Raw genomic sequence first — 13,192 nt, forward strand, 5'->3', positions numbered from 1 at the left:
GTGTTCTTAGGTTAAGCCTAAGGAAATATATTTTCAACTAGTCCAAAAGGAAAAAATCCTCGTTGGTAAGTTCTCTATTTTTTACTTCATAAATCATGACATCATGATTTAGCTTGTCATCAAAATAAAGACCCCAGAAATCATAGTATTGGTCTCTATGGCCCTCTGCTGATATGGCTCCTTGGTCAGTATCTTCAAAAACGGGGACAAAAATTTCATAGGGCATTTCTGTTAAGCCTTTGGTGAAATACACAAAGTTTTCACTCAATTTAGACATAATACCTGGCAATTCTTCCGGGATGCTATAATCGTGTATCCTATTTACAATGACAGAGGTGTCCTTAAAATGTAGGGAGAGTTCGGCGATGTCCAAGGCATGGTTGTTGTCTGCACAAAGCTTTTGAAAACTTTCATCAAATTTTGACGGAATGTTACATCCTTCATTTTGAGGGGATATGCCTCCCCAGTTTCCACTATTAAAGTGGTGCAGACTTTCTGTAAGCCCAAAATTGCAATGGATATCCAGAACGATATCTATTTGTTGCTTTTTTATATTGTATCTGCATTGAGCCGAAATCTCAGCAAAGAAATCCCGCTCCAAAACCTTTAAAAAGTCTTCGAGACCATTACAGGTCACGAAAGTAGTTATGTCACTTAAGGGGAAAAGTGAATCTCGTTTTTTGTCTGGTCGCATCCTCATCCGTTTAACCTACGTTCGTAATTCAAAGTTAAAACGAATGTTTTTTTTGGGATTGCACGAAATCCTTAAAAATTCTATGGATTTCCTTGTATTTGTTCCACTAAACGGCCTTCAGAATGGTAAGATATTCTGTGAGTTAATTAAACATCTTTATAAAACTATCTAAATAAATCCCCTGTTTTTGGCCGCAAGAATTAGCGCAAGGTCATTTTCATTTTCAGTTCCGAATAGGGATTTCAAATGACGTTTCCTGTTTTCAATGGAGGATGGGGAAAGCCGGATAAACTTCTCCAAATCTTTGTTTTTTGTGCCAATTGAAAGATGATAGAGTATTTTTTTATCCTTCTCGTCCAACCTAATATCATTGGTCATTTTCTTCCGTATGGCAGCAAGCGCCTTGGAAGAATAATAAGGTGGACTCAAGGTCACGGTCTTCACGGCGTCTTCCAGGGTCTTGGGGTCAATGTCCGTTTTGACCAAATATCCATCTGGGTCAACGGATTGTAAAATGCTATTTATTCTGTAGTTGTCGCTAAAAGAGGACATAAACACAATTTTGGTTTCGGGAACAAGCTTGCGTGCCAAGATTCCCAAATCCTCTCCGGTTTGGGGTTGGTGTTCATTAGGTGGATACATCTGCACATCCAAGAAGAGAATATCGTACTTGAATGAATTCACAGATTCCTCAATCATACGTTTCCCTGTTTCAAAAGTATTGGCTGTATCCACGATAATGGAATGCCCTTCAAAAACAATGCGTTCCAGAATGAACTTATAGCCTAACATGGTCATTTCATGGTCGTCAATGGCTAGAATTCGAAGTGTCTTCATGTGCTATATTTTAATTTCTTGGGGTTATGCCTTCGCTGTTTGTTTTATTTCAAAGTCCTCAAGAATTTCTGTTTGTTTGGCGTAATTCATGGGAATGCTCACCTTTATGGTGGTACCTTTCCCTTTTTTACTCTCAATATCCAAGGTCCCGTTTACTTTTTTCACTCTGGAAATGATGTTTCGAAGCCCTATTCCTCTTTTTCCTTTGTTGATGTCAAAGCCTTTACCATCGTCTTTAATGCTCAACTTAAGGAAATTGTTTTCACACTCAAAGTTTACAAAAGCGTTTTTGCAATTGGCATGCTTTACGCAATTTTGCAGGGACTCTTGAACAATTCGATAGGCATTGATTTTGATATCGCCCTCCAAACTGTCCCATTCCAGTAATGAATCATACGTAAAAGAACATGTTATCCCAGAAGATGCTCCAATGGAGTTTATCATATCCTCGAGGGATACAATAAAGTTATGAATTTTTTGATAAGAAGCATTATTGAGCTCATGCGAAATGGTGCGGATTTCCTCCTCTGTCTCACGCAGTTTTTCAATGAGCTCCGCTCGTTGTTCCACGGACTTTTCGTCCGCCATTTCATTAAGCCCTGTGAGTACCAGTCGGATACCTAACATTTGACCGAGCACGCCATCGTGCAGTTCCTCTGAAATGCGCTTTTGTTCCAGTTTTTTGCCCTCCTCAAATTTTCCTTGTTGAGCCAGCATGAGGTTATAAATCTCCTGATTGCTTTCCTGTTGTTTTTGTTGGAATTTGAGGCGGTTATTACTAATGCGCTGGGCTATAATAGTGAACAAGGATATTCCAAAAAGGATAAGCCCTAAGGTGATACCAATCCAAATCTGTTTTTGTCGTGAAAGCACTTCGTTTTCCTCAATGATTTGGTCGGTTTCCAAACGAATGCGCGCGAACTTATCACGAGTGGCCCGTTCTTCTTCTTTTAGTTGCTCGGAAAGTTTGTAATAAGCAGTGGAGTAGGCCACTGCATTTTCAGAGTCTATTTCTGTAAGGAACTTGAGTACTTCTAAACGGCGGTCATTGTTTTGGGTCTCTTCAGCAAATTGCTTTACTTCTTTTGCCAATTTAACTGCTTCATCTTTTTTGCCTTGCGCTAGTAAGAGTTCAGCTAGCTTTTGCCTAGCCCACCCTAAATCTTGTGGCTCATCAATCTTAATAAACGTATTAATGGCCTTTAAATACTCTTGATTAAGTTCTTCGTCGGTTTCCCCCAGTTTAAAACGAGCGTAAGTATGTCCTACCAAAGCCTTAGAATAAAGCTCTGGATCTTGCTGTTTGAATTCGTCATTCTGAAGTAATGGTTTGTACTCTTGAATGGCACTTTCATAATCTTCTTCACGCAGATAGCTATTGGCTAAGTTATTTTTGTTAATCCATACTAAATTTTCATCATTCAAAGATTCTAGATAATCTCCAGCTTTTTTAAGATATTCTCGTGTTTTATCTTCGTTTTTAAAACCACTTTGGATACTCGCTAATAAATTATAGCTTGCTGATAGCCAATAATCATCTTTTTGTTCCGCAAATGTTTTTATCGCTTTAGAGACATTACTTTCGGCACCTAAGTAGTCCTTTAAATCATCTTGGGCTTGGGCCATTGAATATAGCATTCTTGCCTTTAAGTACTCGGAGGGTGAATCCGTGGGTAGCTTATCAAAACTTTGGTAGGCTAACTGATAATAATAGTATGAGCTATCAATTACTAAGTAACTCTTTAAAAATGCAGCCATATCCCAATGAGCTTCTCCAAGGATTTGATAGTCATTAGACTTAATTGCAAGGCTCGATAACTCTTCGTATACATTTCGATAAAACAAAGAATCCTTTATACGATACCCTGTAATTGATATTTGGGAAAGGTTTTTAAGATAAGTTGAATCGCTATCATTTTGTTTAAGTAGTTTATACCCAGCTCGCAGATAATCTTTTCTTACACTCATGGGTAATTCAGTACTATCTTTTGCAATGCGCACCTTTTCCATCGCTTGGGTAACAAGTGGATTGCCAACTTGCAATTTACTATCGGTTGAGTTTTTGCAAGCGAAAAAAATTGATACTAAGAGAAGTAACTGTATCTTTTTCAAGAGTGATTGGTTGAAAAATAGGGCAAAAGCCCAGTTCTTTTACTACAAGGTACTAAAAAACCCCAAATCAAAGAAGATTTGGGGTTTTTGATATGTTTGAAGATTATACTTAGGTTCTATCAGGATCTACTTGACCATCTCCCTCACCTGAATTTACATCTACTTTTAAAGTTTCAAAAAGGGCTTCTGTTTCTTGAACGTTGGTTTCGGACTCACAAGAGAACATCCCTAAAGAAAATACAGCTACAGCTACAATACCAAATACTTTTTTCATAATCTTTCCGTTTAATGTTTAGATAAGTTTAGTTTTCCTGTGGCTAATATATTTTTGACCTCTTTTTTAGCCAGTCACAACAAAAGCATCTTAGTATTTAACGGAGAAATGCGGGTATTTGGGCCTATTCTATTAGAATTCGGTTAATTAGAAGCTCCTACAGCCTTTTTGGAGAGTTTTTCCTTGAGTTTGTCTATGCGTTCCCTGTACTTTTTGGAAAAGGGGATTTCTTGCTCTTTGGGATTGCGAAGGGTACACAAATTTTTACCATAGTTGATACGGGAAACGTATCTGGTATTCAGAATATAGCTCTGATGAATACGGATAAAGTTTTCAGGCAGTTGCTCCTCAAAAGACTTTAAAGTCTTAAACGCACTTACCACGTTGCCATTGGCCAAAAAGAAATCCGTGGAGTTGTTATCCGATTTTAAATACAGAATTTCTTTAGTGTCCAGATACCTATAATCATTATACGACCTTATACATATAGTGGAAGGGAAGTTTTCTTTGGGGTGTTGCTTTCTTAACTTAAAAATGGTCTTTCGGATATCAAATTCGTTGTGTGGCAATATCCAATAATCAAAAAAACCACTTTTTATGGCATTGTACGCGTATTTTGTAGAAGTGGAATATCCAATAATCACCGGAAGCGAGTTCATGTATTGTGTCAGTTCCGTTACCATTTGGAAATAGGACATGCTGTCATCATTCAGGTTGACCAGGACCACATCGGGAGAATATTTTAAGATGGTATTAAGCCCCTCAACGGAGTTGTGGGCGAAGCCTGCACACACGAAATCCTCAAACTCCTCAAGATACACTTGAAGTTGGAGCTTGGAGCTAGCGTCCGAGTCTATTATGGTGTAGGTATAATCCATGCGTAAAACACTGGGTGCAAGTTACTAAGGCCTAAAAAAATCCCATTACAGTTTTACCTTAAAAAAACTGGGGATTTCCCTCAAAAACAATGATTTTTCTCTCTTATTGGGGAGTTTTTCCTCAAAAAATCAGTTTTCTGGAACAAATTCAAAGGCTCCCATGTCGGGATTGGGATCTCTTGGTGTCCCCAAAACATCGTTTGGAAATGTGACCATAAAACTGGGGTCGCCCATATCAATGGCATCAGAATCGGGACCTATTGATAGTTGATTCTGAAAGGGAGCTTCAAAATCCATTTCACCATTTAAGATGATATTACGGTACAGATTTTCGTCATCAAAATTATATAAAGGGTCGCCTTGGAAGGAGCCACTACTATCCTCAAATTGAATGGCGGTATGGGAGAAACTAAAGTTGAAGGCAAAGTTGGTGTCCTCAATCAATGAAAGCTCCAAACGGGAAGAACCATCCACGATGGAATTGATAAAATTGGCTTGTTCCAAATCTGCGTTGGTATTGTCCAATAATAAGGCTACTCCACCCCGAGGTCCGTTGCCCCAATAATTGGCGAAAGTACAGTGGGTACATTGGTAATTGCCCCCATTGCCCAATAGCACAGATGTGGCTCCAGCACCTCCAAATACAGAGTTGGAAGCAGTTATGCGTGCACCTGATGCCCAAAGGTTAAATTCCAAACTGTTAGTGATTTGAGAGTTGCTTAGGGTCAAGGTAGCTTCTGGATTGGATAGATTACCTTCTACAATCAATCCCGCCGTTGCGTTCTTCAACCTTAGATTTTGGATGGTATTGTTGGTGCTTCCAGAGCGAATCCAGATAGTGCCCCATTGCCCGGGGACATCAGAGAATGAAGGCTCCAGGCGGTCACCCTCAAAGATGACCTCATTTTCCAAAAGTTCCTGGTCTTCACTCTGTGCTCCATTTATTTGTAGGGACGCTCCCGAATCTACCAAAATACCTGAATCCCTATGAAAATGAACTCGAGTACCGGCATCTATGGTCAGCATATTTCCTGAGGGTACGGCAGCATATCCATAAATTACATATGGCTTTTCATTGGTAAAGTTGAGTTCTTGGGGTTCCAGATAAAAGCCTTCAACAACAATCTCATTTCCTTCTTCATCCATCCCAATTGGAATGGTTTCCCGTGTTCCATCAGCGTTTGTGACTGGGTACAAAAAGATGGCGTCTTTTACCAAGGTCACCAGTTCCACGTTTTGTTGGGAAGCACCTTCCCCAAAAAGAATGCGGTCGGTGTTCAAAAATTCATTTTCTCCAGTCGGGGCAACATCAAAAGTGGTTTCAACAAAGATAAAGAGACTGTCTCTTGCCAGAAGGGGGACGTCGGTAAATTCCTTTCCAGCCACACCATCCACATTAAGGCGATAGCTACTGTTGGGTCCATTCTCAAGACCCACGAAGGGAATGGAAATATCCCGATTGAGCCCATTGTACACCTTTAAGGTGTAGGTGCTACTTCCAATATTGGTGAATACGGTATCCAAAAAAACAGTGTCCTTGGAAAAAGTGAGATTACCGCTATTGGCTTCAAAATCAAAATCATTACGACAAGAACTCCAAATCAGTGCTGATAGAAATAGCAGGGAAAGGACGCTATATTTTGTGAAGTTTTGGGTCACACTATTCAAATAGGGTAGCAATTTGCTCAGGTACTCGCCTGGGTCTAAAGGTAGATGCATCCAAAAGGCACCAATCCGTACTAGCTTTAACTAAAAGGTCATTGGTTTTATTGTTCCAGATTTCAACGATTCTTGTTGAAATAGGACCTTTGTTTTGGGAAATATAAGTATGTATGGTCAAAACATCTTCTAAAACCGCAGATTTGAAATAGTTGACTTCATGTTTGCGAACTACCCAAATAAGTTCACTTCGAATTTCGGGAGTGGTCACGGTTTCCCAATGTTCCTTGGAAATTTGTTGTACCCAATCGATGTATCGAATATTATTGACGTGATTCAATTCATCCAGGTCATCAGGCCCTACGGTTAGTGTTTTGTCGTAGAATCGCATCCACTACTTTTTTCGTATGGAAACCTCAAAGAGCTTGTCCCAGTTCTTTCCGGTTACAAAGAAAGTGCCTCGTTCTTTATGATAGGCCACACCGTTGAGAACGGAGTTGATTTCGTCCCACTGGGGGCCTCTCGTCACTTGTGACTTAAGCCCACCAAAATTGACAACCCCTTCAATGGCACCAGAAGTAGCGTTGATTATCATCATGCTTTCTTTTTGGTATACGTTGGCATAGATTTTTCCATCTACATATTCCAGTTCATTGGCTTTGTTGAAAATGGATTTGTTGGTTACCGTTTCTATATAACCCACCTCTTGAAGGCTTTCAGGGTCCAAATGCCAGATACGTTCCGTACCATCACTTTTGTAGATTTGTTTTCCATCGTTGCACAATCCCCAACCTTCGCGGCTTTCCCCATAACTGAAGTTTTTAATTTTTTCCAAGGTATTTGGATTGTATACGTAGCCTAAACCACTTTGCCAGGTCAATTGATATAACTGGTTGTTGAGGAGGGTAATCCCTTCTCCAAAAACGGAATCGTCCAAATCGATTTTCTGTAAGATTTTACCGGTTCTGAAATCAATCTTTCTAACTGTTGATGCCCCTTTCTTTCCTGTGCTTTCATACAAAGTGTCTTGAAAAAACTCCAACCCTTGGGTGTATGCAGAGGGGTCATGAGGATAGGTATTCAAAATTTCGTAGGTATAAATGTCTGGGGAAGAACCCGCCAATAATTGAATTTTCTTTGAAACCTCTATGGAAGCACCATCCTCATAATTAATATTGGCCTTAAGGAGTTTGTTTCCAAGTGTTTCTGAGGCCAAGGTGATTTTTCCGTCGGAAAGGGGCAATATTGTATTGTCCAAACTATACGAAATACTATTGATATCAATATTTTTTTTATTGTTGATGGCAACGCCGATTACCTCTCCATTCTGTATTTTTTTCTTGTTTCCCTCCAGTTGAATTTCAAAGAAAGTGGTTGGGTCTCCATTGCCACCACAAGCCATAAATAAAAGTAGAAATCCAGAGGAGATGAGTTTAAACATGGTTTTCAATGTATCTTTCATTATATATCATTCTCCCTCGAAATTAAGGATCAAATAGGATTGCGGCAAATTTAAAAGGTCGTATATTTGCATTTGGCAAGTCCTACACGACCAGCTCCTGCAAAATCCCCCAGGGCGGGAACGCAGCAAGGGTATGCGGTCGTAGCGGTGCGATGTAGGTAGCTTGCCTTTTTTTGTTCCCTAAATTTACCTAACTATGCATTGTTCCCCAGCAAAATTGGTGTTTCATGGATAGCAAAGTTGTATTGATAACAGGTGGTTCTTCCGGTATTGGAAAGGCCATTGGTACCTTCCTAACCGAAAAAGGATACAAAGTTTATGGCACTGCCAGGGATGTCCAAAAATACCCAGATTTTACTGCATTTAAATTGATTGATTTGGATGTTCGAGACGATGCCAGTGCCCAGCTTGCTGTAGAACGCGTTCTGGAAAGAGAAGGGAGATTGGACATTTTGATAAACAATGCTGGCGTGGGCATTACGGGACCCGTTGAAGAAACTTCTCAAGATGCTATTGAAAATGTATTCAACATTAATTTATATGGTCCAGTCCGCATGATGAAGACGGTGCTCCCACAAATGCGTGAGCAAAACTCTGGACTCATCATTAATATTACATCCATAGCGGGGTTTATGGGATTACCATACAGAGGCTTCTATTCCGCTTCAAAAGGAGCTTTGGGTATCCTTACTGAAAGTATTCGTATGGAAACCAAAGGTTTTGGTATAAAAATCACCAATGTGGCACCAGGCGATTTTGCTACCAATATAGCCGCAGGGCGTTATCATTCGCCATTATTGGAGGATTCGCCATATAAAGAACCGTATTCCAGCGCGCTTACCTCCATGGACGACCATGTAGACTCAGGGGGAAACCCAATTGATGTTGCAAAAAAGATATATGGCATTATCCAACAGAACCATCCTAAGGTTCATAATCCGGTAGGCGCTTTTTTACAGAAGTTTTCTTTGCGGCTAAAACGGATTTTGCCCGATAAGGTGTATGAAAAAATGTTGCTCAATCACTATAAGCTGTAATGTGATGGCATGTTTTTTGATTGACAAAAGACATGGAGAAAAGTACACGATTGTTCAAGATTTGTATTGTTGCCTCGTTTGTCTTCATTTTCAGTGGATGTGACGAGATTTTGGAATGTGTTTTTAATATCAATCCTCAGATCAACCAAAAGCAGCTGGTTGTGGGTGTAGTAGGAGAACGCTATAGAGACCGAATAACGGCTCAAATAAACAATGAGGTCAACGACAATGACTATGACTATTTCTTCGATGTCATAGGAGAACTCCCTCCTGGAATTTTGGTTGAATTCAACAGAAGGTCCGTCGATATTTTTGGAGTGCCTGAAGAATCAGGCGTCTACCGATTTCAAGTGGAACTCTTTGTAGAAAGATTTGATTTCGATGGATTTGATGGCAGTCCAACTTGTTCAGAATCCGATATACGTGAGTTTACCCTACAGGTCATAGATTGATTTTCGATAAATCAAATAAGGATTAGAGGAATCCAGAGAGCATCAAAATGAATTACGCAAAAAAAATGGAGGCACAGCTATAATGCCTTTTTGATTGGACTACATTTATTCGGAGGTAAAATTTACGTTTTGATAAAATCAAAGGAGCCTTTATAATAAATTCAACTTTCGGATAACCAGCAGGTTCGTTTTGGAGTTTATTCCTTAAATTTATGTAAGCTAATTCAAGTCCGGTGGACTTGGCCACCTGAAACCAATTACATAAATGCCCCAAGTATCCTTGAGGAAATCTACGATTGCACTTCTTTTGTCCATTTTCTGCGGTTACACCGTTGCATTAAATGGACAGAACACGCCGACGGACTCCCTATATCTATGGTTTGATGAACAAATAGGCCTATTAAATACTGGACTCTATGCTTCCCAAGAATATGTAGAGGAATATCAGGTTATCAATGATAAACACCGATTTTTTGAATCTCCGAATTACCTTACTGGAACGCTATGGCAAAAAAGCATACCCTTTCATAAGGTCTTTTTAAAATATGACCTTTTTGAAGACCAAATAATCGTATACCCTAAAGGCATATCAGGAGCGTCTTCGGTTAAACTGGATTTGGCTAAAGTGGATAGCTTTCAGATACAAAACCGAAAGTTTGTGAAGAAAAGCATTGTTGACACTAAGTCTAATCCTGTAAATGGATTTTTCGAAGTGCTTTTAAAGGGTACGGATTTCACTTTGTTAAAGAAACATCGAAAAACGGATGTTAGGAAGCTTAATAGAAATAGAGTGTACTACGAGTTTAAGGAGAAGAATGAGTATGCCCTGGCATACAAAGGCGTGTTTTATGAAATTAAAAACCGAAGAGATGTGATCAGTGTTTTTCCTATTTCCAAGGATATCCAAAAGGAATTTTTAGCGAAAAAAATGGCAAAGGAACTTACCGATACCGGGCTTCGCTTACTCCTTCAGGAAATTGAGGCGCATTTAACAAAAAAATCGGGGTAGGGGGGTATGAAGAGAGTTCTCTGGGTTTTCATGTTTTCATTGCCAATTTTGATGACCGCTCAGGATGGCAGCCCTAGGATTTCAATAGCTTTTCAGGATAAAACCCCGACGGAAATTGTAGAGCAGTTGAGAGAGGAGACGGATTATCAGTTCTTTTACGTTCCGCAGTGGTTGGGGACCAGGGTATTATCAGGAAATTTTGAGAACGTGGAACTTTCGGAATTACTCGATTTCCTTTTTAAGGAAACCAATATTCAATATCATCTAGGGCCGGACAAGAAAATATATCTTATTCGTAACCAAATCATTTATGATGAACTGCCCTCAGGTTTTTTTGGAAGGAAGTCAGTTCAAGAAGATATTACCACAGAAGTAAGCCCTTCGGAAGATTCAAATCCTATTTTTCTGAATTTGGATAAAGTCGATGGACCCTCGGAAATTGAAACCGTACGGATTGGAAAAGCAAGTCCTCAAGCTCGCAACAGAAAGTATACACTGACGGGATTTGCAAAATCCAACTCCACTGGAGAACCCATACCTAATCTGGCAGTTATTGTAAAGGGAGGTGAAGAAGGTGTTGTTACTAACATCCGAGGATATTACCAGATTGAACTTCCCTACGGAAAAAATACCCTGATTACCAAATCTTTGGGTTTTGCGGATTCCGAAACCAATGTCATAATGTTCAATAACGGGCAGTATGATTTCGCATTGAATGAAAGTCTTGAACAATTGGAGGAGGTGGTAGTAGAGGGTTCTGCGAGGACCAATGTTGAGGATGCCACTACGGGATCAAATCAGATTCTTTCTGAAGAGACCAAAAATATTCCGCTCGTTCTAGGTGAGCGTGATGTGCTGAAAGTAGCCACCACACTACCGGGTATTACCACTGCAGGTGAAGGTGCCGCAGGATTCAATGTGCGGGGTGGAAATACTGACCAAAACCTAATACTCCTTGATGGAGCGGTAATTTACAATCCTTCCCATTTTTTCGGAATTTTTCAAGCATTGAACCCTTTTGCTGTAAAAGACGCCACTATTTACAAAGGAAATATTCCAGCCAGGTTTGGAGGAAGGCTTTCTTCGGTTTTTGATATTTCGACCAAAGATGGAAACACTTCTGATTTTTCTGCCGAGGCCTCCATCGGACCGGTGACCAGCAATGTGGTTTTGGAAACCCCCATTGTAAAGGATAAGGCCTCTTTGTTGATAGGGGGAAGGGGAACCTATTCTGACTGGATTCTACGTTCTCTGGATGATGAAGCGCTGAATAACAGCGAGGCATCGTTTTATGACCTTATTGCAAAGTACACCCATAAGTTGGATGAGAACAATAACCTAAGTGCTACTGCTTATTATAGCAAGGATAATTTTAGTATAACCTCTGACTCCTTGTTTGGGTTTGGAAACCGGATGGCTTCTTTACAATGGGATAGGAAGTTCAGTGAAAAAACAAAAGGCCAATTGATTTTGACCAACAGCCAATATGATTTTGATATCGAATTTGATGGAAACTCGAATCAGGATTTTGAATTGGGATATACAATTAATGAAACCGAGGCAAAACTGAATTTTGTTCATGTTTTGAATGACAGGCACACTGTGGATTTTGGCGTTTCTTCAAAACTCTATTTGGTTGACCCTGGCAATCGTGACCCACTAAATAATGAGTCCGTGATAGAATCCCTTGAAATTCCTAGGGAAAAAGGGTTGGAATCCGCGGTTTTCATTTCAGATAATTATAAACTAAGCGACAAGTTCCTTATCGATGCAGGAGTCCGCGTCTCTCTTTTTTCAGCTTTGGGGCCGTCTACCCAAAGAATCTATGAAGAGAATCAACCACGCAATGAAGGTACATTAATAGAGGAGCGTGAATTTGGTTCGGGGGATTTCATTACTACCTATGTTGGACCTGAATTTAGACTTTCTGCAAGGTATTTATTGGCTCCTGATTTATCGGTCAAGGCGAGTTTCAACAATACCTTTCAATACATTCATACGCTTTCAAATACCACAACGGTATCACCTATTGATACCTGGAAACTTTCTGATACAAACATTGAGCCTGCGAGAGCGTTCCAATATTCCTTGGGCGTTTATAAAAATCTTCAGGAAGATATGTATGAATTAAGCCTTGAAGGATATTATAAAACTTCTGATAATGTACTGGACTTTAAGGTGGGAGCTGATTTATTGTTGAATGAAGAGATTGAGCAAGAGATTCTGCAAGGTGAAGGAAAAGCCTATGGCGTAGAGTTATTGATGAGAAAAAATCGAGGAAAGTTGAACGGTTGGCTAGGGTATACCTACTCTCGTTCTTTTTTACGGTTTGATAGCGACTTTAGGGAGGAACGAATCAATGATGGGGATTTTTTTCCTTCTAATTTTGACAGGCCGCACGATGTAAGTTTGGTTGCCAACTATAAATTAACACGACGATTCAGTCTGTCAACCAATTTTGTCTATCAAACCGGACGACCAATTACGTTTCCGGTAGGCTCGTTTAATTTCAATAATTCTGAGTTCGTTCTTTTCAGCAATAGAAATGAGTTTCGGATACCGGATTATTACCGATTGGATATAGGCTTGAATATTGAGGGCAACCACAAGATTAAAAAGTTTGCCCATAGTTTTTGGACAATTTCGGTCTATAATGTACTGGGTCGAAATAACCCGTATTCTGTATTTTTTCTAACAGAGAACGGAGAAGTAAAGGCATTGCAAAGTTCCATTTTTGCGATTCCTATTCCATCAATAACCTACAATTTCAAATTCTAA

General features: G+C 39.7%; 12 protein-coding genes and 1 other RNA gene. 5 read left to right on the forward strand and 8 right to left on the reverse strand.

What is annotated here, in order from left to right; translation table 11 throughout:
* Window positions 1-37: 37 nt before the first annotated feature.
* The 8 genes from CLV81_RS14450 to CLV81_RS14485 form a co-directional block, all read right to left on the reverse strand.
* Window positions 38-694: a hypothetical protein gene (locus tag CLV81_RS14450; RefSeq protein ID WP_106145800.1), complete on the reverse strand. Its 657-nt coding sequence runs from the start codon at window positions 692-694 to the stop codon at window positions 38-40.
* Between the two features lie 168 nt (window positions 695-862).
* Window positions 863-1,531 (reverse strand): response regulator, encoded by a 669-nt coding sequence (locus tag CLV81_RS14455; RefSeq protein WP_106145801.1) that lies wholly within the window; start codon window positions 1,529-1,531, stop codon window positions 863-865.
* Window positions 1,532-1,555: 24 nt separating this feature from the next.
* Window positions 1,556-3,643, reverse strand: coding sequence for a tetratricopeptide repeat-containing sensor histidine kinase (locus CLV81_RS14460; RefSeq protein WP_146129903.1), 2,088 nt, complete (start codon window positions 3,641-3,643; stop codon window positions 1,556-1,558).
* A gap of 109 nt (window positions 3,644-3,752) precedes the next feature.
* Window positions 3,753-3,917, reverse strand: coding sequence for a hypothetical protein (locus CLV81_RS20590; protein WP_158259130.1), 165 nt, complete (start codon window positions 3,915-3,917; stop codon window positions 3,753-3,755).
* 143 nt (window positions 3,918-4,060) lie between these two features.
* Window positions 4,061-4,795 carry a LytR/AlgR family response regulator transcription factor gene (locus tag CLV81_RS14470; protein WP_106145804.1) on the reverse strand — a complete coding sequence of 245 codons (735 nt, stop codon included), beginning with the start codon at window positions 4,793-4,795 and terminating at the stop codon, window positions 4,061-4,063.
* A 129-nt stretch (window positions 4,796-4,924) separates the two neighbouring features.
* The gene (locus CLV81_RS14475; protein ID WP_245912034.1) at window positions 4,925-6,514 is read right to left on the reverse strand and encodes a hypothetical protein; all 1,590 of its coding nucleotides are present in this window, start codon (window positions 6,512-6,514) and stop codon (window positions 4,925-4,927) included.
* Window positions 6,456-6,845 (reverse strand): acyl-CoA thioesterase, encoded by a 390-nt coding sequence (locus tag CLV81_RS14480; RefSeq protein ID WP_106145805.1) that lies wholly within the window; start codon window positions 6,843-6,845, stop codon window positions 6,456-6,458. Before CLV81_RS14480 ends, CLV81_RS14475 begins: the two co-directional genes overlap by 59 nt.
* Window positions 6,846-6,848: 3 nt before the next feature.
* Window positions 6,849-7,916, reverse strand: coding sequence for a glutaminyl-peptide cyclotransferase (locus tag CLV81_RS14485; protein WP_245912035.1), 1,068 nt, complete (start codon window positions 7,914-7,916; stop codon window positions 6,849-6,851).
* 73 nt (window positions 7,917-7,989) lie between these two features.
* On the opposite strand from CLV81_RS14485, the gene ffs reads away from it, so the two are divergent.
* The 5 genes from ffs (at window position 7,990) to CLV81_RS14510 (ending at window position 13,192) form a co-directional block, all read left to right on the forward strand.
* An RNA gene (gene ffs, locus CLV81_RS14490) (signal recognition particle sRNA small type) lies at window positions 7,990-8,088 on the forward strand.
* A 55-nt stretch (window positions 8,089-8,143) separates the two neighbouring features.
* The gene (locus CLV81_RS14495; RefSeq protein WP_106145806.1) at window positions 8,144-8,953 is read left to right on the forward strand and encodes an SDR family oxidoreductase; all 810 of its coding nucleotides are present in this window, start codon (window positions 8,144-8,146) and stop codon (window positions 8,951-8,953) included.
* Between the two features lie 32 nt (window positions 8,954-8,985).
* Window positions 8,986-9,405 carry a hypothetical protein gene (locus tag CLV81_RS14500; protein ID WP_106145807.1) on the forward strand — a complete coding sequence of 140 codons (420 nt, stop codon included), beginning with the start codon at window positions 8,986-8,988 and terminating at the stop codon, window positions 9,403-9,405.
* A gap of 265 nt (window positions 9,406-9,670) precedes the next feature.
* Window positions 9,671-10,414, forward strand: coding sequence for a hypothetical protein (locus CLV81_RS14505; RefSeq protein WP_106145808.1), 744 nt, complete (start codon window positions 9,671-9,673; stop codon window positions 10,412-10,414).
* A gap of 6 nt (window positions 10,415-10,420) precedes the next feature.
* Window positions 10,421-13,192 (forward strand): TonB-dependent receptor, encoded by a 2,772-nt coding sequence (locus CLV81_RS14510; protein ID WP_106145809.1) that lies wholly within the window; start codon window positions 10,421-10,423, stop codon window positions 13,190-13,192.

This window comes from Flagellimonas meridianipacifica (genome assembly GCF_003001695.1).
Classification (GTDB): Bacteria; Bacteroidota; Bacteroidia; order Flavobacteriales; family Flavobacteriaceae; genus Flagellimonas; species Flagellimonas meridianipacifica.

What these genes read in the sequence shown, in the direction of transcription:
- CLV81_RS14450 (WP_106145800.1), bottom strand. Translation starts at nt 694, where the DNA reads ATGCGACCAGACAAAAAACGAGATTCACTTTTCCCCTTAAGTGACATA.
- CLV81_RS14455 (WP_106145801.1), bottom strand. Translation starts at nt 1,531, where the DNA reads ATGAAGACACTTCGAATTCTAGCCATTGACGACCATGAAATGACCATG.
- CLV81_RS20590 (WP_158259130.1), bottom strand. Translation starts at nt 3,917, where the DNA reads ATGAAAAAAGTATTTGGTATTGTAGCTGTAGCTGTATTTTCTTTAGGG.
- CLV81_RS14470 (WP_106145804.1), bottom strand. Translation starts at nt 4,795, where the DNA reads ATGGATTATACCTACACCATAATAGACTCGGACGCTAGCTCCAAGCTC.
- CLV81_RS14475 (WP_245912034.1), bottom strand. Translation starts at nt 6,514, where the DNA reads ATGCATCTACCTTTAGACCCAGGCGAGTACCTGAGCAAATTGCTACCC.
- CLV81_RS14480 (WP_106145805.1), bottom strand. Translation starts at nt 6,845, where the DNA reads ATGCGATTCTACGACAAAACACTAACCGTAGGGCCTGATGACCTGGAT.
- CLV81_RS14485 (WP_245912035.1), bottom strand. Translation starts at nt 7,916, where the DNA reads ATGAAAGATACATTGAAAACCATGTTTAAACTCATCTCCTCTGGATTT.
- CLV81_RS14495 (WP_106145806.1), top strand. Translation starts at nt 8,144, where the DNA reads ATGGATAGCAAAGTTGTATTGATAACAGGTGGTTCTTCCGGTATTGGA.
- CLV81_RS14500 (WP_106145807.1), top strand. Translation starts at nt 8,986, where the DNA reads ATGGAGAAAAGTACACGATTGTTCAAGATTTGTATTGTTGCCTCGTTT.
- CLV81_RS14505 (WP_106145808.1), top strand. Translation starts at nt 9,671, where the DNA reads ATGCCCCAAGTATCCTTGAGGAAATCTACGATTGCACTTCTTTTGTCC.
- CLV81_RS14510 (WP_106145809.1), top strand. Translation starts at nt 10,421, where the DNA reads ATGAAGAGAGTTCTCTGGGTTTTCATGTTTTCATTGCCAATTTTGATG.